The 25,492-nt window shown below is 75.6% G+C and carries 19 protein-coding genes; 7 read left to right on the top strand and 12 right to left on the bottom strand.

The window, feature by feature from the left end:
- Nucleotides 1-19: 19 nt before the first annotated feature.
- The 4 genes from rimM to LPU61_RS03220 form a co-directional block, all read right to left on the bottom strand.
- Nucleotides 20-577, bottom strand: coding sequence for a ribosome maturation factor RimM (rimM, locus tag LPU61_RS03235; RefSeq protein ID WP_229404065.1), 558 nt, complete (start codon nucleotides 575-577; stop codon nucleotides 20-22).
- Nucleotides 577-810: an RNA-binding protein gene (locus LPU61_RS03230; RefSeq protein WP_036374728.1), complete on the bottom strand. Its 234-nt coding sequence runs from the start codon at nucleotides 808-810 to the stop codon at nucleotides 577-579. Before LPU61_RS03230 ends, rimM begins: the two co-directional genes overlap by 1 nt.
- Before the next feature lies 1 nt (nucleotide 811).
- Nucleotides 812-1,273 (bottom strand): 30S ribosomal protein S16, encoded by a 462-nt coding sequence (gene rpsP / locus LPU61_RS03225; RefSeq protein ID WP_043962341.1) that lies wholly within the window; start codon nucleotides 1,271-1,273, stop codon nucleotides 812-814.
- A 254-nt stretch (nucleotides 1,274-1,527) separates the two neighbouring features.
- Entirely contained in the window at nucleotides 1,528-2,175 is a 648-nt protein-coding gene (locus LPU61_RS03220) for a DUF402 domain-containing protein (protein ID WP_229404063.1), read from the bottom strand.
- A 262-nt stretch (nucleotides 2,176-2,437) separates the two neighbouring features.
- Here LPU61_RS03220 and LPU61_RS03215 point away from each other — a divergent pair, with 262 nt between their 5' ends.
- The 6 genes from LPU61_RS03215 (at nucleotide 2,438) to fxsT (ending at nucleotide 13,503) form a co-directional block, all read left to right on the top strand.
- On the top strand, nucleotides 2,438-4,357 hold the full coding sequence (locus LPU61_RS03215; protein WP_229404061.1) for a trypsin-like peptidase domain-containing protein: 1,920 nt from the start codon (nucleotides 2,438-2,440) through the stop codon (nucleotides 4,355-4,357).
- Nucleotides 4,358-4,392: 35 nt separating this feature from the next.
- Complete coding sequence (locus LPU61_RS03210; RefSeq protein WP_043962337.1) at nucleotides 4,393-5,403, top strand: MoxR family ATPase; 1,011 nt, start codon at nucleotides 4,393-4,395, stop codon at nucleotides 5,401-5,403.
- Nucleotides 5,403-8,792: a tetratricopeptide repeat protein gene (locus LPU61_RS03205; protein WP_229404059.1), complete on the top strand. Its 3,390-nt coding sequence runs from the start codon at nucleotides 5,403-5,405 to the stop codon at nucleotides 8,790-8,792. The genes LPU61_RS03210 and LPU61_RS03205 overlap by 1 nt, the downstream gene beginning before the upstream one ends.
- Before the next feature lie 156 nt (nucleotides 8,793-8,948).
- Entirely contained in the window at nucleotides 8,949-9,185 is a 237-nt protein-coding gene (locus LPU61_RS03200) for a hypothetical protein (RefSeq protein ID WP_043962335.1), read from the top strand.
- Entirely contained in the window at nucleotides 9,182-10,516 is a 1,335-nt protein-coding gene (locus LPU61_RS03195) for an FxsB family cyclophane-forming radical SAM/SPASM peptide maturase (RefSeq protein WP_063838558.1), read from the top strand. Before LPU61_RS03200 ends, LPU61_RS03195 begins: the two co-directional genes overlap by 4 nt.
- Entirely contained in the window at nucleotides 10,513-13,503 is a 2,991-nt protein-coding gene (fxsT, locus tag LPU61_RS03190) for an FxSxx-COOH system tetratricopeptide repeat protein (RefSeq protein WP_229404057.1), read from the top strand. Before LPU61_RS03195 ends, fxsT begins: the two co-directional genes overlap by 4 nt.
- A gap of 28 nt (nucleotides 13,504-13,531) precedes the next feature.
- On the opposite strand, the gene LPU61_RS03185 is transcribed toward fxsT, so the two are convergent.
- A complete protein-coding gene (locus tag LPU61_RS03185; RefSeq protein ID WP_052503670.1) occupies nucleotides 13,532-15,106 on the bottom strand; it encodes a chloride channel protein in 1,575 nt (524 codons plus the stop codon).
- 285 nt (nucleotides 15,107-15,391) lie between these two features.
- Nucleotides 15,392-16,798: a proline--tRNA ligase gene (gene proS / locus LPU61_RS03180; RefSeq protein WP_229404056.1), complete on the bottom strand. Its 1,407-nt coding sequence runs from the start codon at nucleotides 16,796-16,798 to the stop codon at nucleotides 15,392-15,394.
- Between the two features lie 417 nt (nucleotides 16,799-17,215).
- Here proS and LPU61_RS03175 point away from each other — a divergent pair, with 417 nt between their 5' ends.
- Nucleotides 17,216-17,806, top strand: coding sequence for a TetR/AcrR family transcriptional regulator (locus tag LPU61_RS03175; RefSeq protein WP_043962331.1), 591 nt, complete (start codon nucleotides 17,216-17,218; stop codon nucleotides 17,804-17,806).
- 29 nt (nucleotides 17,807-17,835) lie between these two features.
- Here LPU61_RS03175 and LPU61_RS03170 read toward each other — a convergent pair whose 3' ends face one another.
- The 6 genes from LPU61_RS03170 to LPU61_RS03145 all read right to left on the bottom strand — a co-directional run bounded on the left by LPU61_RS03170 (nucleotide 17,836) and on the right by LPU61_RS03145 (nucleotide 25,432).
- Nucleotides 17,836-18,915: an amidohydrolase family protein gene (locus LPU61_RS03170; protein WP_229404055.1), complete on the bottom strand. Its 1,080-nt coding sequence runs from the start codon at nucleotides 18,913-18,915 to the stop codon at nucleotides 17,836-17,838.
- A gap of 18 nt (nucleotides 18,916-18,933) precedes the next feature.
- Nucleotides 18,934-19,515, bottom strand: a complete 582-nt coding sequence (locus LPU61_RS03165; RefSeq protein WP_229404052.1) for a Uma2 family endonuclease — start codon at nucleotides 19,513-19,515, stop codon at nucleotides 18,934-18,936.
- A gap of 69 nt (nucleotides 19,516-19,584) precedes the next feature.
- Nucleotides 19,585-21,141 (bottom strand): signal recognition particle protein, encoded by a 1,557-nt coding sequence (gene ffh / locus LPU61_RS03160; protein ID WP_043962327.1) that lies wholly within the window; start codon nucleotides 21,139-21,141, stop codon nucleotides 19,585-19,587.
- Nucleotides 21,142-21,322: 181 nt separating this feature from the next.
- Nucleotides 21,323-23,644: a [protein-PII] uridylyltransferase gene (locus tag LPU61_RS03155; protein ID WP_229404050.1), complete on the bottom strand. Its 2,322-nt coding sequence runs from the start codon at nucleotides 23,642-23,644 to the stop codon at nucleotides 21,323-21,325.
- 14 nt (nucleotides 23,645-23,658) lie between these two features.
- Nucleotides 23,659-23,997, bottom strand: a complete 339-nt coding sequence (locus tag LPU61_RS03150) for a P-II family nitrogen regulator (protein WP_176734061.1) — start codon at nucleotides 23,995-23,997, stop codon at nucleotides 23,659-23,661.
- A 25-nt stretch (nucleotides 23,998-24,022) separates the two neighbouring features.
- Entirely contained in the window at nucleotides 24,023-25,432 is a 1,410-nt protein-coding gene (locus tag LPU61_RS03145) for an ammonium transporter (RefSeq protein ID WP_043962325.1), read from the bottom strand.
- Nucleotides 25,433-25,492: the final 60 nt, after the last annotated feature.

The raw sequence follows: 25,492 nt of genomic DNA, 5'->3' as shown, positions 1-25,492 counted from the left end.
GCGCGGGTGCTCCAGGGGCCTAGAGGTCGAGCAGGCCGCCGGGCGGGTCGACGACGACGCGACCGCCGGCGAGGTCGACCTCGGGCACGATCGCCCTGACGAACGGGATCAGCGCCGTGCGCCCCTCGGGGCGGCGCAGCACCAGCAGGTCGGACGCGGGCGCATGGTCGATCTTGACCACCTCGCCGAGGTGTTCGCCGGCGGGGGTGACCGCCGCCAGCCCGACGAGCTGGTGGTCGTGGAACTCCTCCGGGTCCTCCGGCGGGGCGACGTCGGCGCTGTCCACCCCCAGCAGGGTGCCGCGCAGCGCCTCGGCGACGTCGCGCTCCAGGATGCCTGCGAAGGCGACCAGCATCCGCCCCTGGTGCCAGCGGGCGGACTCCACGGTCAGCGCGGCCGGGACCCGGAACGGCACGCCGGGGCCGGGAGCGGGGTTGGCCGGCGGCGCCGCGCCCGGCTCGGTAGCGAGTACCGAACCGGGCGCGAAGCGTGCCTCGGGCTCGTCGGTGCGCACCTCGACGGTGACCTCACCGCGGATGCCGTGCGGCTTGCCGATCCGGCCGACGATGAGCCGCATCAGTACGAGTCGACGATGTCGACGCGCACGCCGCGCCCACCGATGGAGCCGATCACCTGGCGCAGCGCCTTGGCGGTCCGGCCGGACCGCCCGATCACCGTGCCGAGGTCCTCCGGGTGCACGCGGACTTCCAGCCGCTTGCCCCGACGGTTGTCGACCAGCCGGACCCGGACGTCGTCCGGGTGGTCGACGATGCCCTTGACCAGGTGCTCAAGCGCCGGACGCAGTGCCATGTCAGGCCTGCTCGCCGGCGGCGTCCGCGGCGGGCTGCTCCTCGGCCTTCGGCGCCTGCTCGGCGGCCGGGGCCTCGGCCTTGGCGGCCTTCTTGGCCGGCTTCGCCGGGGCATCGGCCAGGCCGGCGGCGGCCTTCGCCTCGGCCTCGTACGCCGCCTTGCGGTCGGCGCGCTCGGCGGCGACCTTCAGCGGCGGCGGGGCCGGCAGGCCCTTGAACTTCTGCCAGTCACCGGTCAGCTCCAGCAGGCGCTGCACGGCGTCGCTCGGCTGCGCGCCGACGGACAGCCAGTACTGGACCCGCTCCGACTTGACCTCGATCACCGAAGGGTCCTCCTTCGGCTGGTACACACCGACGAACTCGATCGCGCGACCGTCACGCTTGGAGCGCGAGTCGGCGACGACGATGCGGTACTGCGGGTTGCGGATCTTGCCCATCCGCAGGAGCCGGATCTTTACGGCCACAGTTGTTTCGCTCCTGTTGCGATCTCACCGGCCCGGTCCGGGCGGTGCACGGGTGAGTGTCGACCGGCACAGTGGGGTTGGGCCGGAGACTGCTCGGTGGACTGGCGACGCGCCCGGGGTAGAGGGCGCCGGACGCGCGCCGGATACCAGCGACCCATTCTGCCAGATCGGGCCGGGATTCCTCACATCGGCCGGCCGGGCCGCCGCCCGACGGCACCAAAAAGAGCACTTCGCGCCGTTTGCGGTGATTCGTGTCAGCGGGCAGGTGGGCGGTCCCAGCCGGGCGGCAGCGCCCCGGGCACGTCCCACCCGGGCGGCGGGACGAAGTCGCACCAGGTGCCGTCGAACGGGAACTCGCCGGCCTCGGCGCGGGCGATCACCCGCTTCCCCTCGGCCCGGACCGCGGCCTCGTCGGCCACCCAGTAGTCGGCGGGGAAGGCCAGCCGCTCGGCGAACTCCTCCTCGTCCTTCCACTCCCAGGTGCGGTCGGGCCGGATCACCACGTCGAGGTCCTGGTCGACCATGTCCACCCCGGCCAGGTCACCGTCGTCCCAGCGCACGCCGGGCTCCTCCAGGTTGACGTACCAGTGGCTGAACCGGCCGGCGGCGTCGGAGAACCACCAGACGGAGTGCGCCTCGCCCACGGGCAGGAACTTCAGCAGCGCCGGCCCGTTCCACCGCCCGCGGGCCAGCCGGTACGACGAGGTGGCCCACTCGGCGAACGGCACCGCCCGCAGGCCGAGCCCCGCCGCGGTCACCTCGTTGGCCACCGGCGAGTCGCGGGCGACGTAGAGCAGCAGGCCGCGCTCGTCGTCGCTGACCACCCGCCCCGTCCGGGCCCAGCCGATCCGGCCGCGCCGGACGTTGCGGTGCACGATCAACCGGCCGGGCGCGAACCTCATGGCACCGACCCTATCGGGCGACGCTCCCGGCCCGCGGCGGCACCGGCGGCGGACGACGGGCCGGGAGCCCATGTTCCGACACCCGATCGGCCGTTGCGGGCTGTCGATCCCCGTCGCTGAATCGCTACCGTGTGATGGACGCGCGTCGTCGAGGGAAGGACGGGCCTGTGTCGGAGGACGTGCGGGTCCCGCAGCCGGGCCGGCGCGGGGGCGGGGCCGTCCGCCCCGTGTCCGCCGGGGCGCACGACTGAGGGGCGACACCATGGGAGCTCCACTGGTCACCGACGGCTTCGACGATCTCGGCCGGGTCCTGCGCTCCACCGTGCTCGAGGTGCTTCCCGGCGCCGACATCCCCGGCGGCACCGCCTTCTTCGTCGCCCCCGGCTTCGCGCTGACCTGCGCACACGTGGTGGGCGGCCGGCAGGGTGACGTGCTGCCGGTGCGCTGGGACGGGCGGGCGCTGACCGCGCGGGTGGTGCACGCCGCCCCGTCCTCGCCCGGCGGCCAGCCGGTCTGGTCCCCACCCGACCTCGCCGTGCTGCGGGTCGCCGACGCGCCCGCCGGGCACCCGTGCGTCTGGCTCGGCGAGCAGCCGCCGCCGGAGGGCACGCCGCTGCACACCGTGGGCTTCGCCGGGGAGCACGCCACGGCGGAGGCCACCCCCGCCTGGCCCCGGTCGGCGGGCCCGCAGGGCGTCCGGGGGGCCGCCGCGCTGCGGTTGCGCGGCGACGAACTCGCCAAGGGCAGCCCCGGCAGCCCGGTGCTGGACCTCACCACCGGTGAGGTGTGCGCGATGGTGCAGACCCCCCACCGACCGGGTGACGCGTACGGCGGGCTGGCCATCCCCCTGGCCGAGCTGCGCGGGCTGCCCATCGCCCTGCTGCGCGAGCTGTGGCGCGGGCACGACCGGCACCACGGGGCCGACGGCAGCTGGGCGTACGCCATCGACCGGCTGCGGGACCGGCGGACCGAGACGGTCCGGCCCGAGGTCGCGGAGTTGCTCGACCCGGCGGCCCGGCTGCCGGTGCTGCGCGCCACCGAGGAGGCGCGGCTGCGGGGGCTGCTGGCCCTGCTGCCGGCGGCCGAGGACGCGTACCAGCTCTACGAGCGGGCCTGCGGCGGGCCCGCCGCGCCGATGCCGGCGCAGCCGCTGCTGGACCGGCGCGACGTCATCGGCGCCCTCGACGACGTGGCCCGGGCCCGGCGCGGGGAGCTGCACCCGCTGCTGGTGCTCGCCACCGAGCTGATCCCCCGCTACCTGGCCGCCGAGCGGGCCGTGCTCCGGGCCTGGATCGACGACCTGGCCGTGCGCCTCGGCCAGCGGGCGCAGCTCGCGAGGCACACCACCGCGTGGACGCCGACACCGGCGGAGCTGTCGTCCGTGCTGCTGGAGGTCACCCCGGCGGGCCACGACCAGCAGCGGTACCTGCTGTCGATGTCGGTCTACCGCAGCCGCGACGACGTCCGCTGCCTCGCTCAGCAGGACGAGCCGATCCCCGTGCCGGAGCTGGAGGCGGCGCTGCGGCGGCTGCTGCGCCTCGGGCTGGGCCACCTCGGTTGGGGCCGCCGGGTGATGGTCGAGCTGACCCTGCCGCCGGAACTGCTGGACCTGCCGGTCGACGAGTGGGTCCTCGACCACGACCCCGTCCCGCTCGGGTTGGTCCGGCCCGTGCTGGTGCGGCTCTCCGACGAGGAGGAGTCGGGCTCCCGGCCGGAGGCCGAGGAACGCTGGGACGCGCTGTCGGCGGACGGCGACGGCATGTCGTTCGCCACCGTCGGCTGCGGGGTCGACGTCGGGCCGACCTGGTTCTACGCCCACCTCACCCGCACCAACCCGGCGGGCGTGCTGCTGCCCGGCCCGACCACGGACCGGGCCCGGCGCACCCTGCTGGAGGTGGCGTTGCGGGCCGGGACGCCGGTGGCGCTGTGGAGCCGGGTCGGCTGCGAGCGGCACGGCGGCCCGGGCGGCGCGGGCACCTGCCGGGGCGAGGCGTTCCTCGCGGACCTGGAGCCCCGGCTGCGGCACCGGCCGATCGGGGCGCTGCCCCTGGACGTGCGGCAGCTGCGGGCGGCGGCGGTGGAGGCCCGCGACGAGAACCACTGCGGGCACCGGCTGGTCCTGCTCTGGGACAACCCGTTCCGGCGTTTCCGGGGCACCTCGACGCTCGACGCGCAGTGGTGAGACCGGCGCGGGCCGGCCGACAGGAGGGAAGAGACGTGCAGGACTGGTGGATCTACCGGGGCACGGGTCGGCCCCACTCCGGGATACTCCGGCTCCCGCCTCCCCCGCCCTGGCGGGTGTTCGACGGCACCCCCCTGGTGCCGCCGCCGTCGAGCCTGGACGGTGGCGTCGGGCGACGGCTCGGCGAGCAGCACCGGGCGGTGAGCTACCGGCCCCGCCCGGACGAGCTGGAGCTGATCAACGCCGCGCTCTACCTGCGCCGACCGTTGTTGATCACGGGCAAGCCCGGCGTGGGCAAGTCGACCCTCGCGTACGCGGTGGCGCACGAGCTGGCCCTGGGCCCGGTGCTGCGGTGGCCGGTCACCAGCCGGTCCACCCTGGCCGACGGGCTCTACAGCTACGACGCGATCGGCCGGCTCCAGGAGGCCAGCCTGCACCACCAGCTCGGCACGACGGGCGACCTGCAGATCGGCCGCTACCTGCGGCTGGGGCCGCTGGGCACGGCCCTGCTGCCGTACGAGCACCCGAGGGTGCTGCTGATCGACGAGATCGACAAGAGCGACGTCGACCTGCCGAACGACCTGCTCAACATCTTCGAGGAGGGCGAGTACCCGATCCCGGAGCTGCAACGGATCGCCGCCAGCCAGCCCCGGGTGGAGCTGCCGGTCGAGGGCAGCGACGACCTGGTCGGGGTGCACCGGGGCGTGGTGCGGTGCAACGCGTTCCCGCTGGTGCTGATGACCAGCAACGGTGAGCGGGAGTTCTCCCCCGCGTTCCACCGGCGGTGCCTGCGGCTCGATCTGGGGCAGCCGGACGCCGAACAGCTCGGCGCCATCGTGGCCGCCCACTTCGGCACCGAGCCGACGGCGGACACCGCCGAGCTGGTGGAGCTCTTCCTGGCCCGGCGCGAGCGCGGCACCCTCGCCACGGACCAGCTCCTCAACGCCATCTACCTCACCGTCCAGGCGCCCGACGGCGGGCCGCCCGACCGGGAGCGGCTGGCGGACCTGGTGCTGCGGCAACTCGACGCGGGACCTGATTCCTGATGCGCACGGCCCGGCTGGTGGAGGCGCTTCGCGGCGGCGGCCTCGACGCCCTGCCGAGGGAGGTCGCGGAGGCGCTGTGGCTGGCCCGGTTCCTCCCCGGGGACGGCGCGTCGCCGTCGCGGGGGGAACCGTCGGCGCATCCCCCGCCGGGCTCCTCCCCGGGGTCGGCCGCGCCCGGGGAGGCCGACCCGCCGGAGGCGGCCGACCCGACGGCAGGGCCGGGGCCAGGCTCCCGGGTCCACCCGGCCGGGGGCGGGGTCGACCCGCCGCCGGGGCCCGGGGCGGCCGACCCGCGGCGCTGGGTCGAGCTGCACCTGCCGGGCCCGGCGGCCCCCGGCGCGGGCGCAGGCCACGGGGGCGGCGGAGGGCTGCCGGTGCGCGCCCCCGAGCCGCCCGCCCTGGACGCCCGCGCGCTGACCCGCAGCCTGCGGCCGCTGCGGCGGCGGGTGCCGGACCCGCGCGCCGTGGTCGTCGACGAGGAGGCGACCGCGACGAGGATCGTCGAGGAGGGCCTGTGGCTGCCCGTCCTGCGGCAGGTACGCCGACCGTGGTTCGACCTGACCCTGGCCGTGGACGCCGGGGCGTCGATGGCCGTGTGGCACCCGCTGGTCGACGACCTGGCGGCGGTGCTGGCCCGGCTGGGGGCGTTCCGGCGCGTGGAGCGGGTACGGCTGCCGTCCGGGCCGGGGCAGCGGTTCGAGGTGGGGGCGGCCGGCGGCCCGGGCGTTCCCGGGCACTCGATGCGGGAGCTGCTCGACCCGAGGGGACGCCGGCTGATCCTCGTCGTCAGCGACTGCGCCGGGCCGCAGTGGCACGACGGCTCGATGTTCCGCACCCTGCAGGACTGGGCCCGGCGGGAGACGGTGGCCATCCTGCAACCGCTGCCGCAACGGATGTGGCGGCGCAGCGGCCTGGTCCCCGTGCGCGGCCGGCTGACGGCGACGGACGGCGGTGCCGCGAACCGGCAGCTCCGGTTCGCGCCCCGGCAGTGGCGGCCCGGCCGCGACCTGACCGGGATCGTGCCGGTGCCGGTGCTGCAGATCCAGCCGGACTGGCTGGCCGGGTGGGCCCGGCTGACCGGGACGGGAGCGGGTTCGATCGACGCCGTGATCACCCTGCCGCCGCAGCCCGGTCCGCCGGCCGCCGCCGAGCCGCCGGCCGGAGGCGGCCCGGAGGAGGCCACCCATCGGCTGCGCCGGTTCCGGGCCACCGCCAGCCCGGAGGCGCTCCGGCTCGCCACCCAGCTCGCCGAGCTGCCGGTCACCCTGCCGGTCATGCGCCTGGTGCAGCAGGCCTCGGCGACGCCGACCCACCCGGCGCACCTGGCGGAGGTGCTGCTCGGCGGGCTGCTCGTGCGCCAGCCCGGCCCGGCGGGCGACCTGCGGTTCGACTTCCACGCAGGCGTCCGGCCGATGCTTCGGGAGCTGCTGCTGCACACCGACCTGGTGCGGCTGCGGCACGAGATCGCCCGGTTCCTGGCCGGGCAGATGGGCATCAGCATGCGGGAGTTCGCCGCGGCGCTGAGCGGGCCGCCGGGGACGACCGGCCACGCGGCCCTCGGCGCGCCCATCGGCCGCCTCCCGGCCACCGTGCTGACCCGGCTGGGCGGCCGGCACCGGGAGCTGATCGCGTTCGTCGAGGACGGGACCCCGGAGCCGCAGCACAAGGTCAACGGGAAGCCCCCGACCGTCCCGCCCGCGTCCGGCGCGGCCGGGCAGGACCCACCCGTGCAGGAGCGGGACCTCGCCGGCCTGGACGCGGCCATCGGGTCGCTGCGGCGGGCGACGGCCCGGGACCCGGCCCATGCGGACCTGCCGGAGCTGGCCCGCGCGTTACGGGCCCGGTTCCGGCTGACCGGGGCCTCCGCCGACCTGCTGGAGGCGGCGTCCATCCTGGAGCAGGTGGTGCGCGGCGGCCGGGAGGTGGGCGACCCCGAGCTGGTGCTCGACCTCGCCGAGGTCCGGTTGGCACTGTTCGCCGAGCGCGGCACGGCGGGCGACCTGACCGCGGCGGTCGGCCTGTTCCGCGGCGTCGTCGCCGCCGGCGGGCCCGGGTCGGGGGCCTCGCGGGCCGCCGTCGGGTTGGCCCGCGCGCTGGTGGTGCGGGCCGACCGGCTCGGCGCGGCGGCCGACCTCGACGAGGCGGTGCAGCTCTATCTCGCGGCGGCCGGGACGGCCACCGGCGCGGACCGGGACGACCTGCGGCTGCGGGCGGTCGACGCGCTGCTGCGCCGCTTCGTGCTGACCGGCGACCGGGCCGCGCTGCACCGGGCGGACGCGGTGGCCGGTGCCGCCGCGGACACCCCGGCGCGGCTCAGCCGCCAGGTGCGCCTGGCCGAACTGCTGCGCCGGGCCGCCGACGGCGAGCCGGGCGTCCTGCACCGCGCGGCGCAGCTCTACGCGGAGGCCGCCGGCCGCGACGGCGACGCCCGGGTGCTGCGGGGCCTCGCCGAGACGCACAGCGAGCTGTTCGCCGCGACCGGCGACCCGGCCGAGCTGGACGCGGCGCTGGCGGCCGCGCGGTCCGCCGTGGCGGCCAGCGACGGGGACGACCTGGCGTACGCCGAGTGCCTGGCCACCCTCACCCGGGTGCTGCGGCCCCGCGCCGCCCTGGACCACCGCGGCGCCGACCTGGACGAGCTGGTCGACGCCGCCCGCCGGTTGCTCGACGCGGTGCCCGGCTCCCACCCGGACCGGCACCACCACCTCGCCACGCTGGGCGACGCCCTCCGCCTGAGGTACGGCGCGGAAGGCGACGCTGGCGACATCCAGGAGGCGTGCGCCCGGTTCGAGGAGGCGGTGCGGGTCTCGCCGCCGACCGGCCCGGGGCTCGCGGGGCTGCTCACCGACCTGAGTGACGCGCTGCGGGCGCGGGCCGAGCGGTTCGGCTCCCGCGCCGACCTGGACGCCGCGCGTCTTGCCCTGGTTCGCGCGGTCGACGTGACGCCCGCCGCCGACCCCCGCTCGGCCGACCGGGTCCGGCTGCTGGCGGAGGTGCTGGTCGCGCTGCGAGAACGCGCGGCGGCGGTCGCGTGCTACCGGCGCGCGGTCGAGCTGTACGGCCGCCGGCACGGCCCCGACGGCGACCGGACCGTGGAGGTGCGGGCCGCGTTCGGCGGGGCGCTGATCGACGCGGACCGGTTCACCGAGGCGCGGGACGAGCTGCGGGCGGTGGTCGACGTCCTGACCCAGCGGCTCGGGCCGGAGCACCGCCGTACCCTCGCCGCCCGGCACGCGGCGGCGCGGGCGCTGGTCGGGCTCGGTGACCTCGACGGCGCCCGCCGTGAGCTGCGGGAGGTGCTCGCCGGGCAGGCTCGCGGCGGGGGCGAGGACGACCCGGACGCGGTGGCGACCCGGGAGCTGCTGGACCGGCTGGCCGGGGACGACTGACCGCACCGGCCGGGGCGGGCGGGGCCGGGTGCCCGGCCCGCTCGGGCGCTTCGGCGGGCGCACAGGAGATATCCTCGGCTTCTGGCATCGAAGTTCATATCTTGGTCGCCCGTCGGAGCGCGGCCTGCGGCACTTGGCGGAAGGATGGCCGAGCGCATGAGGGAAGCCGAAGTCGGGCCCGCACCGACGATCCTGCCGGACGAACTCCTCGACGAGTTGGAACGCACCGGCCCCGACGTGCTCCGACACGCGATCCGGCGGGTGCGGGCCGAGGCGGTGGCCGGGGCCCTGGTCGTCGCCCGGTTCAACAACCAGAACGGCGGGGTGCCCACGGTTGCGCACACGGCGGGCCGGGGCGACCCGACCGCCGGGCCCGACGAGCACCGGCGGTGAGGGCCGACGGCCCGCAGGACGCGCCGGTGCCGTTCCAGGAGTTCGTGCTGAAGGTGCACAGCCGGTGCAACCTGGCCTGCGACTACTGCTACGTCTACGAGATGGCCGACCAGAGCTGGGCCCGCCGGCCCCGGGTGATGAGCACCGCGGTGGTGCGGCGCACCGGGGAGCGGATCGCCGAGCATCTGCGCGGGCACGGGCTCACCGCGGCCAGCGTGGTGCTGCACGGCGGGGAGCCGCTGCTGGCCGGGGCGCACCGGCTGGAGCAGCTGGTGACGGAGCTACGCCGGCTGGCCGGGCCACGGATCACGCTCTCCTTCGTGGTGCAGACCAACGGCACCCTGCTGGACCGGCGGATGCTGGAGCTGTTCCGGCGGCACGACGTCCGCGTCGGGGTGAGCCTCGACGGCGACCGGGCCGCGACGGACCGGCACCGCCGCCGGCCGGACGGCGGCAGCAGCCACCCGGCGACGGTCCGGGCCCTGGAGCTGCTGACGGGGCCGCGTTACCGGCCGCTCTTCGCCGGTCTGCTGGCCACCGTGGACCTGGCCACCGACCCGGTACGCGCCTACGAGTCGCTGCTGGAGTTCGCCCCGCCGACTGTCGACTTCCTGCTGCCCCACGGCACCTGGTCCACCCCGCCGCCGGGCCGACCCGCCGATCCGGCCCGCACGCCGTACGCCGACTGGCTGATCGCGGTCTTCGAGCGCTGGTATGCCGCGCCGCGCCGGGAGACCGGGGTGCGGATGCTGGAGGAGATCCTGGTGCTGCTGCTGGGCGGGGCGAGCCGGATCGAGTCCGTGGGGCTCTCCCCGGCGGCGTACGTGGTGGTGGAGACCGACGGCGAGATCGAGCTGGTCGACACGCTCAAGGCGGCCTATCCGGGCGCTGCCGCGACCGGGCTGACCGTGCACGCCGACCGGTTCGACGCGGCCCTGGCGCACCCTGCGGTGCGGGCGGGCCAGCGCGGCGCGGCCAGGCTGCCCACGGCGTGCCGGGTCTGCCCCGCGCAGCGGGTCTGCGGCGGCGGCCTGTACCCGCACCGGTTCCGCGCCGGGCGGGGCTTCGACAACCCGTCGGTCTACTGCCCGGACCTCTACCGGCTGATCGACCACCTGGCCCGGCGGGTCGCGGGCGCCGCCGCCCCGGGTGCCACCCGTCGTCCGGCCCGGCCCGGCGGGTCCCGGGCGACGCCCGACCGGCCCGCTGTCGGGTTCCCGATAGGACGGACGGGCGCTGCGGTGGGGACGGCGGAAACTATCCTCGGAGCTCCGGACCGCGCCAACCGGGCCGCGGTGCGCCCGACGGCCGGCACGGGGGAGGCTCGATGACCGCTCAGCGCAGCGCCGCCGAAGGCCGGCGACGGATCGTCGTGGCGCACGTCGGCACGGACCGCCTGTGGGCGGAGTGGCTCGGCGAGCAGCTCGAACGCGGCGGGGCCGACGCCGTCGCGCGGCGGATCGAGCCCCGGGCCACCGACGATCCCGCCGCGCTGCTGCGCGACGCCGCGGGCGACGACGCCGGCCTGCTGCTGGTGCTCAGCGACGCGCTGCTGCGCGGGGGCGCGGGGCCGGCGCCCGGGTGGGCGGAGGCGGTGACCGCGCTGCGGGCGGAACGGGGCGACGCGTTCCGCCCGGTCTCGGTCGGCTCCCGCCGGCCGGCGTTCCTCACCCCGGCGCAGTGCCCGGTGCTCGGCACGATGGACGAGGCCGACGCCCGGGGCGAGGTCCTCGCCCTGTTCGGGCTGGCCGCCCCGGAGCAGCAGCGGCCCTCCGGCACGCCCTGGCCGCCCGACCAGCCCCGGCACTGGAGCCAGCCCTTCCCGTCCCGCAACCCGCACTTCACGGGGCGGGAGGAGCCCCTGACGGAGCTGCGGGACCGGCTCACCGAGGGGGTGACGTCGGTGGTGCCGACCGCCGTGCTGGGCACGGCCGGGGTCGGCAAGACCCAGCTCGTGATCGAGTACGCCTACCGCTTCGCCGCCTGCTACGACCTGATCTGGTACGTGCGCAGCGAGCAGCTCGCCACCGTGCGGGCCGACCTCGCCGGGCTGGCCGCCTCGCTGGGCCTGCGGATCAGCGACGACCTCGGGGTGACCGCCGACACCGTGCTGGACGCGTTGCGCCGCGGCGAGCCGGTACGCGACTGGCTGCTGATCTTCGACAACGCGCCGACCCCGCAGGAGCTGACCCGGCTGCTGCCCACCGGCCGCGCGCCCCGGGGGCGGTGCCACGTGCTGGTGACCTCGCGGGACGAGGGCTGGCGGTCCAGCGCCGACGTGCTGGAGCTGGACGTCTACCGGCGGGCCGAGAGCGTCGAGTTCCTGCGCCGGCGCGCGCCCCGGCTGACCGAGCCGGACGCGGTGGAGCTGGCCGACCGCTTCGGGGACCTGCCGCTCGCCCTGGACGCCACCGCCGGCTACCTGTCGACCTCGCACCTGCCCGTGCGCGACTACCTCGCCGAGAGCGAGCAGCGGATGACGGCGCTGCTGAGCCAGGCCCGGGTCGCGGCGTACGAGCGGCAGGTGGTGATGGCCTGGGTGCTGCCGATGAACCGGCTGCGGGAGCGCCGCCGGTCGGCCGCCCAGCTGCTGCGGCTGTGCGCGTTCCTCGGCCCGGAGCCGGTGCCGCTGACCCTGCTGCTGGGCCCGCCGGGCGGCAGCCGGCCGGCCGTCGAGCTGCCCGCCCCGCTCGACGAGGAGATCGGGGACGTGATGTCCCGGGGCGACATCTTCCGGGAGATCAGCGCCTGCGGGCTGGCCCGCATCGGCGAGCGCGACGGCCGGGAGACGGTGCAGCTGCACCGGGTCTTCCAGCAGTTCCTCCGCGAGCAGCTCACCGAGGCCGAGCGCCGGATGTACGCCCGGGCGGCCCGCCGGCTCCTCGCCGCCGCCGATCCGGGCGAGCCGGACCAGATCGCCCACCGTCCCCGGTACGCCGACCTGCTGGTGCACGCCGAGGCCGCCGACGTGGCCGCCGCCGCGGACGACCCGGCCGTACGCGCCCTGGTGATCAACCTGTGCCGCTACCTCTTCTCCCGGGGCGAGTACACCGCCTGCCAGCGCCTGGGCAGCCGGGCGCGGGCGGCCTGGGTGGAGGTGATCGAGCGCAGTCACCCCGACGTGGTGGCGCTGAGCGTCACGCTGGCCAACGCGCTGCGCAGCCGGGGCGAATACCGGGCCGCCCGGGCGCTGGACGAGGCGAACCTGACCCGCGCCCGCGCGGAGCTCGGCGAGGGGCACCCGGAGACGCTCGGCGCGGCGAACGGCCTGGCGGCCAGCCTGCGTCGGCTCGGCGACTGGCGGACGGCGTACGAGCTGGATCGGCAGGCCCACGGGCAGGCGCTGCGCGCCCTCGGCCCGGACCACCCGCGGGCGCTGCTCACCGCGCACAACCTCGCGGTGTCGCACCGGATGATGGGCGAGTTCCCCCAGGCGCTGGAGCTGGACCAGGAGGCGCTGCGCCGCTACCGGATCCGGTTCGGCGGCGAGGAGAACCGGTCGACCCTGTTCTCCGCCAACAACGTCGCCCGGGACCTGCGCGAGTGCGGCGAGTACGCACGGGCGTGGGAGATGCAGGAGGGCGTCTACCAGCGGTACGGCGTGTTCTTCGGCCCCGACCACCCGGACTCGCTGCGGGCGATGAAGAACCTCGCGGTCACCCGACGTAAGGCGGGACAATACCTCGACGCGTACCGGCTGGCCAGCAGCTGCCTGGCGCGGCACCGGCACCGGTTCGGGCCGGACTACGCCGAGACGCTGGCGGCGGCCACGAACCTCGCCAACGACCTGCGCTGCCTGGGCGAGGTGCCGGGGGCGCGGGCCCGCGCCGAGGAGGCCGTGCACCGGCTGCGCGCCACCGCCGGGGACGAGCACCCGTACACCCTGTGCGCGGCGGTGGACCTGGCGATCTGCCTGCGGCTGGCCGGCGAGCCCGAGGAGGCCCGCCGGCTCGACGAGCGCACCCGGGCGGGGCTGGCGGAGGTGCTCGCCCCGGATCACCCGTACACCCTGGCCTGCGCCACCAACCTGGCCAGCGACCTGCGGGCGCTGGGCGAGGTGGGCGCGGCGCGGCGACTCGGCGAGGAGCTGCTGGAGCGCCTACGCCGGGTGCGCGGCGCGACGCACCCGTACACCCTGGCCTGCGCGTCCAACCTGGCCGACGACCGGCGGGCCGACGACGACCACGAGGGGGCCCGCGAGCTGCTGCGGGAGACCATGGCCGGCTACGAGCGGACGCTGGGGGTCGGCCACCCCGAGGCGGAGGCGGCGGCGGCCCGCACGCGGCTGGACTGCGACGTGGAGCCGCCGCCGACCTGAGCCGGGTCCGCCGGTCCGGCCCGGCCGGTCAGCCCTCGCGGCCGGTCAGCTCGCCGGCCCGGTCGGCGGGGTCGGGCGGCGGGTAGCGCCGGGCCGTCCAGCGGCGCGGCACGCGGGCCGTCCCGGCGGGCTGGCGCTCGCGGGGCCGGCCGGCCGCGCGGCGCGGCGGGCGTCGCCCGGACGGTGCCGGGGCCCGGCCGGCGGGTGGCCCGGAGGCCGGCGCCCGCGGCCCGACCACGGCGGGTCCGCGCAGCGCGCTGCCGGGGGCCGGTGGGTCCTCCGAGCGGTCCCGCAGCTGGCTGCGGTAGAGGGTCCGGTCGCCGACGACCAGGCAGGCGATGCCGGTGGCCAGCATGGCCGGGAAGAGCAGGCTCAGGTTGCCGGTGGTCTCGGCCGCCATCACGACCAGCGCGAGCGGCGCGTGGGCGATGGAGCCGAGGCACGCCGCCATCCCGATGATCACGTACGGGGCCGGGGAACCGGGGGCGAGCCCGAGCGGTTCCAGCAGCCGCCACACCGCCGCCCCGGCGGTCGCGCCGATCACCAGCCCTGGGCCGAAGATGCCGCCGGAGCCGCCGGAGCCGACCGACAGCGAGGTGGACACGATCTTGACGAGCGGGATCGCCAGCAGCACCCACACGGAGGTCGACAGCATCGCCTCGGCGTCGAAGGCGCGCTGGGCGGTGCCGTAGCCGGTGCCCAGGACGCCCGGCACGGCCAGCCCGATCGCCCCGACCACCAGCCCTGCGAGGGTGGGCCGCAGCACGCGGGGCAGCCGCCGCATCCGGGCCGAGGAGAAGAAGCCGGCCGTCGCGTAGAACGCCCAGGCGTAGAGCCGGCCGAGCAGGCCGGCGAGCAGGCCCAGCAGCGGGACGACCAGCCACTGGGCCGGATGGTCCCACCCCGTGCCGGCGACCGTGCCGAAGATCGGCTCGAAGCCGTGGAACAGGCCGAACACCAGGAAGGACACCGCCGAGGCGAGCAGCGCCGGCACGACCACGCCGGCCGCGACGTCGGCCCGGTAGAGCAGCTCCGCCCCGAGCAGCGCCCCGCCCAGCGGGGACCGGAAGATGGCGCCCACCCCGGCCGCGAGGCCCATCGCCACCGTGATGCGGGCCTGCTCGTAGGTCAGCCGGGACCGCCGGGCCACGACCGACGCCAGGGCGGCGGTGATCTGCGCGGTGGGCCCCTCGCTGCCGCCCGAGCCGCCGGAGCCGATCAGCACCGCGGAGGCGAGCATCTTGACCGCCGGCACCCGGGCCCGCATGCCGGTCGGGTCGTGGTGGGCGGCGTGGATCGCCGCGTCCGTGCCGTGCCCGCTGGTCTCGGGCGCGACCCAGACGACGAGGGCGGTGGCGACGAACGCGCCGGCGGCGACGAGCAGGGGGATGAGCAGCGGGGTCGGGAAACCGCCCGCCTCGGCCGGGCCGCCCTCGCCGGCCAGGCCCGGCACCTCGTGCCCGCCGATGCCGCGCAGCAGCAGCTCGTTGCCGAGGTGCAGCAGCTCGGCGAACGCGGCGGCGGCCAGGCCGGAGAGCGCGCCGGTGAGCGTGGCCAGGGGAAGCCACCGGCGCAGGGCCCCCGGCCCGCGGCTACCGCTCATCGGCAAAACTCCATCACCAGCGTGCCTCGGAGCACGAGGCGGTGCGTCGCCCGCCTCGTCGAGCAGCTGGCAACCGAACCTGTGCCGGGGTGACCGTCCATCGTCGACCGCCACTCGCCTGCCCGATGATAGCGACCGATCCGTCGCCTCGTGGCCCGCTCGACGAGTCGGCATCCCGACCGGACCAACGCGCGCCCCCGCGCCCGGGTGACGCCGGCCCGCCGGCCCGGGACGCGCCGAGGGGCGGCCGGCGGGTGCCGGCCGCCCCTCGGCGGAAGCGGTGGGTCAGTAGGCGCGGGCCAGGATCGCGACCAGGTCCGGCTCGTCCTCCGAGTCCGGGACGGAGCCGTCGGCGCGCAGCAGGCAGCGCACCGTCACGCCCTGGCCGTTCGCCTCGGCCTCGCCGGCCACGCCGACCGCCGACCACGGCACGCGGGCCCAGCCGGTGGCGGCCGCCTCGATCGCCTCGGCGAGCGTGGCCACCTCCACGGTGCGGGACTGGCGGTGGGCCAGGGCCTGGTCGTGCAGGGCGCGCTGGTCGGCCTCCAGGGCGGCCAGCACCGCGCCGACCACGTCGGCGACCGGGGTCGGGGACTTCGAGCCGTCCGTGCGCCGGACCACGACCGCGTTGCCGGCGGCCAGGTCGCGGGGGCCGACCTCGACGCGTACCGGATAGCCGCGCAGCTCGGCGTCGACGGCCCGGCGGCCGAACGCGGTGTCCGTGCGGTCGTCGAGCGCGACCCGGACCCCGGCGTCGCGCAGGCCGTCGCGCAGCTTGGCCGCCGCCTCGCCGACGCCCTCGCCGTCCTTGACGATCATCACGTACGCCTGCACGGGCGCCAGCTTCGGCGGGACCCGCAGGCCGTTGTCGTCGCCGTGGGCCATGATCAGGCCGCCGAGCATCCGGGTGGAGGTGCCCCAGGACGTCGTCCACGCGTGCTCCCGGCCGCCCTCGGCCGAGGAGTAGCTGATGTCGAACGCCTTGGCGAAGTTCTGCCCCAGCTCGTGGCTCGTGCCGAGCTGGAGGGCCTTGCCGTCGCCCATCATGCCCTCGCACGTGTACGTGGCGGTGGCCCCGGCGAAGCGCTCCCGGGCGGTCTTGAGGCCCACCACGACCGGGATGCCGAGCACGTTGACCATCAGGTCCTCGTACGCCTCGTGCAGGATCTTGCGGGCGTACGCGCGGGCGTCTTCCCGGGTGGCGTGGGCGGTGTGCCCCTCCTGCCAGAGGAACTCGCTGGTGCGCAGGAAGATGCGCGGGCGAAGCTCCCAGCGGACCACGTTCGCCCATTGGTTGAGCAGCAGCGGCAGGTCCCGGTAGGAGTCGATCCACTTGGCCATGAACTCGCCGATCACCGTCTCGCTGGTGGGGCGCACCACCACCGGCTCGGCGAGCTGCTTGCCGCCGCCGTGGGTGACCACCGCCAGCTCCGGCGAGAAGCCCTCGACGTGCTCGGCCTCGCGCTTGAGGTAGCTCTCCGGGATGAACAGCGGGAAGTACGCGTTCTCCGCGCCGGCCGCCTTGATCCGGGCGTCCATCTCGGCCTGCATCCGCTCCCAGATGGCGTAGCCGGCCGGTCGGATGACCATGGTCCCCCGGACCGGGCCGTTGTCGGCCAGCTTCGCCTTGGCGATCAGGTCCTGGTACCAGCGGGGAAAGTCCTCCGCACGGGGAGTGAGCACGCGTGCCATGACCGCACATCCTATGCGCCCCGCCCCGCGACGCCGTCATCGGGCGCGCTACCGCCCCGCGCCGTCCCGCTGGGACTGGATCGTCACCCGGCACGACAGGGCTCGTTCGTGGCCCGTGACGCGGCACAGTCCCACCCACCGGCAGCACCGCCTCGTCGTACGCCCCGGTGTCCACCACCGATCAGTGCACCCTTTGCTCTGCACCCACATACGCAACGGTCTACGCAGCGCAGGACGACCTCGCGCACCTCCCCCGCCGCATTCTGCTTTCAGCCTGTCGGGACAGGGTGTTGCGTCGGTGGGTGCAGAGCAAAGGGCGCAGGACGTCATGTGCGGCCAGGAGAGCGTGACGGACGGTAGGGACGGTCGGCCGCGCGGGCCACGACACCACCAAGCCGGCCGTAGACTTCGACCACCATGGGTGAAGTGAGGGACGCCGCCCGGCAGCGGCTGCGGGACAGCATCGTCGACGCCGCCCGGACGCAGACGATCGCCGGGGGCTGGGACGGCGTGCGGATGGGCGGGGTCGCCGCGGCGGCCGGGGTGAGCCGGCAGACGGTCTACAACGAGTTCGGCACCAAGGCGGGGCTGGCCGAGGCGCTGGCCCGGCGCGAGGTGGACCGGTTCGTCACCGACGTGCGGGCCCGCCTCGACGAGCACGGCGACGACCTGCGGGCGGCGGCGTACGCGGCGATCGCGCACACCCTCGCGGCGGCGGCCGACAACCCGCTGATCAAGGCGATCCTGACCAGCGCCCGGGGCGGGTCGGACGAGCTGCTGCCCTACCTGACGACGCGCGCCGAGCTGGTGCTCACCGAGTCGACCGCCGTGCTGCTGGAGTGGGCCGCCGGCCACCTGCCCGCCGCCGACCCGGCCGCGCTGGCGTTCGCCGCCGACACCGTCGTCCGGCTGGTGGTCAGCCACATCGTGCTGCCCCGCTCCCCCGTCGAGCAGACCGCCGACGCCCTCGCCACCCTGGCCACCCGCCTCTTCGCCCCGCTCCCCTGACCCCCGCCGCCGCGCGGCCAGCCTCACAGTCAGCGCAGGACCCGGCCGCGCAGGACGATGCGGCTCGGGGTGCGCACCACGCTCAGGTCGCGGCGGGGGTCGGTCGGATAGACCGTGAGGTCGGCGAGGCCGCCCTCGACCAGGCCGGGGAAGCCGAGCCACTCCCGGGCCCGCCAGGAGGCGGCGGCGAGGACGTCCACCGCCGGCATGCCGGCCTGCGAGTGCAGCAGCAGCATCTCCTCGGCGGCCAGCCCGTGGTCGATGCCGCCGCCCGCGTCCGTGCCGACGTAGATCGGCACCCCCGCCTCGTACGCCGACCGGACCACCTCGGGGAAGCGGTCGCGCAGGGCGAGCATGTGGTCGGCGTACCCGGGGAACTTCGCGCGGGCCTGCTCGGCGATCCCGCCGAAGGTCCGGATGTTGATCATCGTGGGGACCAGGGCGGTGCCCTGCCGGGCCATCAGGTCGATGAGGTCGAGGCTCAGCCCGGTGCCGTGCTCGACGGAGTCCACCCCGGCCCGCACCATGATCTCGACGCCCGCCTCGGAGAACGTGTGCACCGCCGCCCGGGCCCCGGCGGCGTGCGCGGCGGCGACGGCGGCGGTCATCGTGTCGGCGTCCCAGGCCGGCGCGAGGTCGCCGGCGCCCCGGTCGATCCAGTCGCCGACCAGCTTGACCCAGCCGTTGCCGGCGGCGGCCTGTGCGGCGACGGTGGCGGCCACCTGCGGCGCGTCGACCTCGACCCCGATGTCGCGCAGGTAGCGGCGCGGCGGGGCGACGTGCCGGCCCGCGCGGGCCAGTCGCGGCAGCCCCGGGTCGTCGTCGAGCTCGGGGTACGGGTACGGCGAGCCCGCGTCCCGGATGGCGAGGACCCCGGCGTCGACGTCGACGTGGGCCGCCGCGCGGGCCTGGTCGAGGGAGGTGATTGGGGCGCCGCCCCGGGCGATGCCGAGGTGACAGTGGGCGTCGGTCAGCCCGGGGAGCACGAAACCGCCGTCGACGACCGTCTCCGCGCCGGGCACCGGGTCGAAGGTGACCCGGTCGCCGACCAGCCACAGGTCCCGGACCTCGTCGTCGGGCAGGAGCACACCGCGCACATGCAGAGCCATGCGCACAGTCCTACCGGATCACTCCCCGTCCGTGGCGAGCAGCCCGTCCCGACGGACGGTCAGGGCCGGCAGGTCGACGGAGACCTTCCACGGCAGCTCCGTGACGAAGAGGTCCTCGGTGTGGGTGACCTGCTCGTACTCGCGGCCACCGGCGGCGAGCGTGTACTCGGTCAGCGTGACGCGCTCCTGGAGCGGGTCCACCACCCAGTACGACCGGACCCCGGCGTGCGCGTAGACCTTCGCCTTGTCGTACATGTCGCGGAAGGTGGAGGTCGGCGAGACGACCTCCACGGCGAGCAGCGCGTCCTCGACGGGGACGGGCGAGCGGTCGGCGTGCCGGCGGCGGATGACGACGACGTCGGGGCGCGGCTCGTTGCGACGGTCGACCCGCATCGACAGGTCGAAGCTCACCAGGTACTCCGGCGGGCAGTTGACTCGAAGCGTGAGCAGCAGCTCCACGCACAGCTCTTGGTGCAGGGCAGTCGGTGACGGCACGATCAACCTTCCGTTGATCAGTTCGTACGGAAGGTCCTTCGGCAGGTCGCCGAGGTCGTCGACCGTCCACTCGTGCCGTTCGGGCAGGATGGGCGCTGCGGTCATGACATCTCCTCCCAGGGGGCGACGACCACCCTAAGCGTCGAAGCCGTCGCCCACCGTCACCGACACGCGTCAGCGGGGCCGGTTGTCGCCCTTGCCGAGCTTGTTGAAGTCGATCTTCGGGAGCTTGAAGCCCGGGGGCAGGCCCTGGCCGCCGGCCAGGTCGCCCGGGTCCAGGCCCGGCGGGAGCTGGGGCATGCCGCCCGGGAAGCCGCCCGGCATGCCCGCGCCCGCCCCGGTACGCGGCCGGTTGCCGCCCTTGGTGCCCTTGCGCTTGTTCTTCGGCGACTTGGTCGCCTTGCGCCGGCCGCCGCCGGGCAGGCCCATCATGCCGCCCATCTGCTTCATCATCTTCTGCGCGTCGGCGAAGCGGTTGAGCAGCTGGTTGACGTCCATCACGGTGACGCCGGAGCCGTTGGCGATGCGGGCCCGACGCGAGCCGTTGATGATCTTCGGGTTGGTCCGCTCGGCCGGGGTCATCGACCGGATGATCGCGGTGACCCGGTCGAAGTGCTTGTCGTCCAGCTCGGCGAGCTGGTCCTTCATCTGCCCCATGCCGGGCATCATGGCCAGCACGTTGGCGATCGGGCCCATCCGGCGCACCGCGATGAGCTGGTCGAGGAAGTCCTCCAGGGTGAACTGCTCGCCGCCCATCAGCTTGGCGGTCATCTTCTCCTTCTGATCGGAGTCGAAGGCCGCCTCGGCCTGCTCGATCAGAGTGAGGACGTCGCCCATGCCGAGGATCCGGCTGGCCATCCGGTCGGGGTGGAAGACGTCGAAGTCCTCCAGCTTCTCGCCGGTGGAGGCGAACAGGATCGGCTGCCCGGTCACCTCGCGCACCGACAGCGCGGCGCCGCCCCGGGCGTCGCCGTCGAGCTTCGACAGCACCACGCCGGTGATGCCGACGCCGTCGCGGAACGCCTCGGCGGTGCGGACGGCGTCCTGACCGACCATCGCGTCGATGACGAAGATGACCTCGTCGGGGTCGACCGCGTCGCGGATGTCGGCGGCCTGCCGCATCATCTCGGCGTCGATGCCGAGCCGGCCGGCGGTGTCGACGATGACGATGTCCCGGGCGGCCCGCTTCGCGTGCTCGATCGAGGCGCGGGCCACCTGCACGGGGTCGCCGGTGCCGTTGCCGGGCTCCGGGGCGTACACCTCGACGCCGGCCCGGCCGCCGAGCACCTGGAGCTGCCCGACGGCGTTGGGGCGCTGGAGGTCGGCGGCGACCAGCAGCGGCTGGTGGCCCTGGGCCTTGAGCCAGCGGGCCAGCTTGCCGGCCAGGGTGGTCTTGCCGGAGCCCTGGAGGCCGGCGAGCATGATCACCGTCGGCGGCTGCTTGGCGAACTGGAGTCGCCGTCCCTCGCCGCCGAGGACGTTGATCAGCTCCTCGTTGACGATCTTGACGATCTGCTGGGCCGGGTTGAGCGCCTGGGAGACCTCCGCGCCGCGCGCCCGCTCCTTGACGTTCGCGATGAAGCCCTTGACCACCGGCAGGGCGACGTCGGCCTCCAGCAGCGCCAGGCGGATCTCGCGCGCCGTGGCGTCGATGTCGGCGTCCGTGAGCCGGCCCTTGCCGCGGAGCTTGGTGAAGATCCCGGAGAGGCGGTCACTCAAGGTGTCAAACACGCGAACATCCCGTTTGTCAGTGTTTCGGCGGGCACAACGCGACCGGGCGCAGGTGTCCGGCCATGGCTAGGGTAGCCCGCCGGCCGCACCCGCGCTCCGGCCCGCCCGGCACCCGTGCTCCCGGCGGCGGTGGTCAACAGGGGCCCTTCCAATACCGAAAGCGTCAACAAGGGGCCCCTCCTCACACGGCGGCGAGGACCGCGGCCTCCAGACGGGCCCGCTCGTCGTCCGCCGGCCAGCCGCCCACCAGGTAGAACGCGTCCACCACGTCCCCACCGAGGGTGGAGATCCGGGCCGCGCGCACCTGCGCGCCGGCCTCGTCGAGGGCGCAGGTCACCCGGTAGAGCAGGCCGGCCGCGTCGGCGGCGCGCAGCTCCAGCAGCACCGCGTCGGTGGCTGCGTCCCGGTGCCACACGACCCGGGGGGCCGCGCCGGAGCCGCGCGCGGCGAGCGCCCGGCCGCGCAGCCGCTGGGTGACCGAGACGTCCCCGGCGACCGCCCGGCGCAGGTCGCCGCCGAGGGCGATCGGGTCGGGCGGCAGGCCGTAGCGGGGCTGCACCCGGCACTCCACCAGGGCCCGGCCGTCGACGGTGGAGGCGTCGGCGGAGAGCACCTCCAGCCGGTGCAGGGCCAGGCACCCGGCCACCGTCGCGAGCAGGCCGCGCCGGTCCGCCGCGGCCACCGCCACCCGGTCCCCCGTCAGGTGTACGACCGGCAGCGGCCCGTCGAGCAGCGCCGGGTCGGGGGCGGGCGGGGCGGGCAGCACGCCGGTGTCCAGCGCGGTGCGGACCCGGGCGACGAGTTCGGCGACGAGGCGGCCCTTCCAGTCCGACCAGGCGGCCGGGCCGGTGGCCGCCGCGTCGGCGCGGACCAGGGCGTGCAGCAGGTCGAGGGTGGTGCCGTCGCCGACGGCCTCGGCGACCCGGGCGATGGTCACCGGGTCGGACAGGTCACGGCGGGTGGCCACGTCGGGCAGGAGCAGGTGCAGCCGGACCAGCGTGCCGATGAGCGCCACCTCCGGCCCGGGCAGGCCGATCCGGGCCGCCACGGCCTCGGCCAGCGGCGCGCCGGCGGTGCTGTGGTCCCCGGGCAGCCCCTTGCCGATGTCGTGCAGGAACGCGCCGAGCAGCAGCAGGTCCGGCCGGTCCACGTCGCGGGTGTGCCGGCTCGCCTCGTACGCGGTCTGCACCAGGTGCCGGTCGAGGGTGTAGCGGTGCACGGGGTTGTGCTGGGGCAGGCTGCGCAGCCGGGTCCACTCGGGCAGCCAGCCGTCGATCAGCCCGTACCGGTCGCAGGTCTCCCAGGCGGGGACGAGGCCGGGCCCCGCGCCGAGCAGGGTGATGAGGGCGGCGCGGGCGTCCGGCGGCCAGGGCGACGGCAGCGGCGGGCAGTAGGCGGCCAGCCACTCGCAGGTGGCGCGGGCGATGGGCAGCCGCGTGGTGGCCGCGGCGGCGGCCATCCGCAGGGACAGGCTCGGGTCAGGGCGCGCGCCGATGGCGGTGCGGGCCAGCACCAGTTCACCGTCGTGCTCGACGACGTCCCGGGCGACCGGGCGGCGCACCGGGCGGGGGTCGGACCCCCGGCGGCGGGAACGCAGCCGGTCGGCGGCCCGCCAGGCGTCGTCGAGGGCGTGGCTGACGGTGCGGGCGTCCCCGGCGACGCGGCGCAGCAGCACGTCGCCGTCGTGCGGGGCCACGGCCCCGGAGGCGGCGTCGCCCGCCGGCTGACGCAGGCCCAGCCGGGCGGCGACGCCGTCGCGTTCCTGGGCGACCAGCCGGTCGACGCGGCGGCCGGCCTGCTCGTGCAGGGCGTCGCGGGTGTCGAGCAGGCGCAGGTGGGCGGCCCGGACGGCGGGGCGCAGCGCATCGGTGATGCCGGCGGTGGCGATGGCGCGCAGGATGCCCACGTCGCGCAGCCCGCCGGCCGCCTCCTTGAGGTCGCCTTCGAGCAGGAAGGCCAGCTCGCCGTGGGCCTGCCAGCGGGCCTCGGTGATCTCCCGCAGGGCGGGGAGCTGCCGGACGGCGGTGCGCCGCCAGTGGTCGGCGGCGGTGCGGGCCAGGGTGTCGGCGAGTTCCCGGTCGCCGGCGACGTACCGGGCGTCGAGCAGGCCGAGGGCGACCTTCACGTCGTCCTGGGCCACGGACAGGGCCTCGGCCAGGGTCCGCACCGAGTGGTCGAGCCGCAGGCCGGCGTCCCAGATCGGATACCACAGCTGGGGGGCCAGCTCGTCCATGCCGGGCACCCCGGCGTGCACGAGCACCAGGTCGAGGTCGCCGTACGGGGCGCACTGCCGCCGCCCGAGCCCGCCCACGGCGACCAGCGCGACGCCGGGCCGGTCCGGCAGCAGCGGCACCAGCCACCGCTCGAACGCGGCGGCCCGCGCCCTGCGCGCCGCCTCCCCGATCCCCCCGGGTACGCCGACGACCTCGTTGATCAAGAGGTTCGCGTCGCCGTCGCCGTCGCCGGCGTTGCCCGACGCGTTCCCCTTGATCAACGAGGTCATCTGGTCGTGCCGGCCTAGAGGGCGTCCAGGCCGCGTTCGCCGGTGCGGACCCGCACGACGTCCTCGACGCCGGTCACCCACACCTTGCCGTCGCCGATCTTGCCGGTCCGGGCGGCACCCACGATCGCGTCGACGATCTTCTCGACGTCGATCTCGTCGGTGAGCACCTCGACCCGGATCTTCGGCAGGAACTCGACCGTGTACTCGGCACCCCGGTAGACCTCGGTGTGCCCCTTCTGCCGGCCGTAGCCCTGGACCTCGCTGACGGTCAGCCCGGCCACGCCGAGGGCGTGCAGGGCCTCCTTCACCGCGTCCAGCTGGTACGGCTTGATGACCGCGGTCACCAGCTTCATGTCCAACCCCTCCATCCCAGGAACGTTAACCGGCGACCTTCTCGCTGACCGGCTCGGACTCGTCCGAGGCCGGCTTGGTGCCGGCGGCGCCCGCCGGCGTCCCGATCCCGGCGAGCGCGAACGCGCTGCCGCCGCCGCTGCCACCGGCCACGGAGAGGTCGTAACCGCTCTCGGCGTGCTCGGCGAGGTCGATGCCCTCGACCTCGGCCTCGGGCTTGAGGCGGAAGCCGATCGTCTTCTCGATCGCGAAGGCGAGCAGCCAGGCGATCCCGAAGGACCAGACCGTCACGATCAGGCCGGCGATGGCCTGGCGGCCGAGCTGGGTGACCCCGCCGCCGTAGAACAGGCCGTCGGAGGCGCCGACCACGTCGGTGATCGCGGAGTTGACCGAGTTGGTGGCGAACAGGCCGAGCCAGAGCGAGCCGATCCAGCCACCGACGAAGTGCACGCCGACCACGTCGAGGGAGTCGTCGTAGCCGAGCTTGTACTTCAGGGCGATGGCGAGCGCGCAGACCGCACCGGCGACGATGCCGAGCAGGACCGCGGCCCACGGGGCGATGAAGCCACAGGCCGGGGTGATGGCGACCAGACCGGCGACCGCGCCGGAGGACGCACCGACCATGGTCGGCTTCTTGTCCTTGATCCACTCCACCGCGAGCCAGCCGAGCACCGCCGCGGCGGTGGCGAGCTGGGTGTTGATGAAGGCGAGGCCGGCGACCGAGTCGACGGTCAGCTCCGAGCCGGCGTTGAACCCGAACCAGCCGAACCAGAGCAGGCCCGCGCCGAGCGCGACCAGCGGGATGTTGTGCGGCTTCATGCCCTCGCGGGGCCAGCCGAGCCGCTTGCCGAGCACCAGCGCCACGGCCAGGGCCGCCGCACCGGCGTTGATGTGCACGGCGGTGCCACCGGCGAAGTCCAGCGCGTGGATGTCACCGCCGATGATGCCGCCGCCCCACACCCAGTGGGCGACCGGGAAGTAGACCAGCGTGGCCCACCCGAAGGCGAACAGCAGCCAGCCGCCGAACTTGGCCCGGTCGGAGATCGCGCCGCTGATCAGCGCGACGGTGATCACCGCGAAGACCATCTGGAACGCCATGAACACGTAGAGCGGGACCCCGATGCCGCTGGGGTTCTCCGCCGTGGCGCCCCACAGGTCGGTCTCGGCCAGGAAGGTCTTGGTGCCGAGGTACGCCCCCGGGTCGCCCCAGAAGCCGTTCACGTCGGTCCCGAAGGCGACGCTGAAACCGTAGAACCACCACAGAACAGAGATGAGCCCAATGGCGGAGAAGCTCATCATCATCATGTTGAGCACGCCCTTGGCCCGGTTGAGCCCGCCGTAGAACAGCGCCAGTCCGGGCGTCATGAGCAGCACGAGCGCGGTCGAAACCAGCAGCCAAACGGTGTTGCCGCCGTCGATCGTCGGTGCTTCAGGCACGCTGGCCTCCTAAAGGTGAAGTTCCCTCCTTCGCGGCTTCCGGGGCAGCGTCGCCCGTAC

This window comes from Micromonospora sp. NBRC 110038, from assembly GCF_020884815.1.
Classification (GTDB): domain Bacteria; phylum Actinomycetota; class Actinomycetes; order Mycobacteriales; family Micromonosporaceae; genus Micromonospora; species Micromonospora haikouensis.
Note: the sequence above shows the minus strand (reverse complement) of the source record. Positions and strands in the feature narration are given on the sequence as shown.

What these genes read in the sequence shown, in the direction of transcription:
- rimM (WP_229404065.1), bottom strand. Translation starts at nt 577, where the DNA reads ATGCGGCTCATCGTCGGCCGGATCGGCAAGCCGCACGGCATCCGCGGT.
- LPU61_RS03230 (WP_036374728.1), bottom strand. Translation starts at nt 810, where the DNA reads ATGGCACTGCGTCCGGCGCTTGAGCACCTGGTCAAGGGCATCGTCGAC.
- LPU61_RS03220 (WP_229404063.1), bottom strand. Translation starts at nt 2,175, where the DNA reads ATGAGGTTCGCGCCCGGCCGGTTGATCGTGCACCGCAACGTCCGGCGC.
- LPU61_RS03215 (WP_229404061.1), top strand. Translation starts at nt 2,438, where the DNA reads ATGGGAGCTCCACTGGTCACCGACGGCTTCGACGATCTCGGCCGGGTC.
- LPU61_RS03205 (WP_229404059.1), top strand. Translation starts at nt 5,403, where the DNA reads ATGCGCACGGCCCGGCTGGTGGAGGCGCTTCGCGGCGGCGGCCTCGAC.
- LPU61_RS03200 (WP_043962335.1), top strand. Translation starts at nt 8,949, where the DNA reads ATGAGGGAAGCCGAAGTCGGGCCCGCACCGACGATCCTGCCGGACGAA.
- fxsT (WP_229404057.1), top strand. Translation starts at nt 10,513, where the DNA reads ATGACCGCTCAGCGCAGCGCCGCCGAAGGCCGGCGACGGATCGTCGTG.
- LPU61_RS03185 (WP_052503670.1), bottom strand. Translation starts at nt 15,106, where the DNA reads ATGAGCGGTAGCCGCGGGCCGGGGGCCCTGCGCCGGTGGCTTCCCCTG.
- proS (WP_229404056.1), bottom strand. Translation starts at nt 16,798, where the DNA reads ATGGCACGCGTGCTCACTCCCCGTGCGGAGGACTTTCCCCGCTGGTAC.
- LPU61_RS03175 (WP_043962331.1), top strand. Translation starts at nt 17,216, where the DNA reads ATGGGTGAAGTGAGGGACGCCGCCCGGCAGCGGCTGCGGGACAGCATC.
- LPU61_RS03170 (WP_229404055.1), bottom strand. Translation starts at nt 18,915, where the DNA reads ATGGCTCTGCATGTGCGCGGTGTGCTCCTGCCCGACGACGAGGTCCGG.
- LPU61_RS03165 (WP_229404052.1), bottom strand. Translation starts at nt 19,515, where the DNA reads ATGACCGCAGCGCCCATCCTGCCCGAACGGCACGAGTGGACGGTCGAC.
- LPU61_RS03155 (WP_229404050.1), bottom strand. Translation starts at nt 23,644, where the DNA reads ATGACCTCGTTGATCAAGGGGAACGCGTCGGGCAACGCCGGCGACGGC.
- LPU61_RS03150 (WP_176734061.1), bottom strand. Translation starts at nt 23,997, where the DNA reads ATGAAGCTGGTGACCGCGGTCATCAAGCCGTACCAGCTGGACGCGGTG.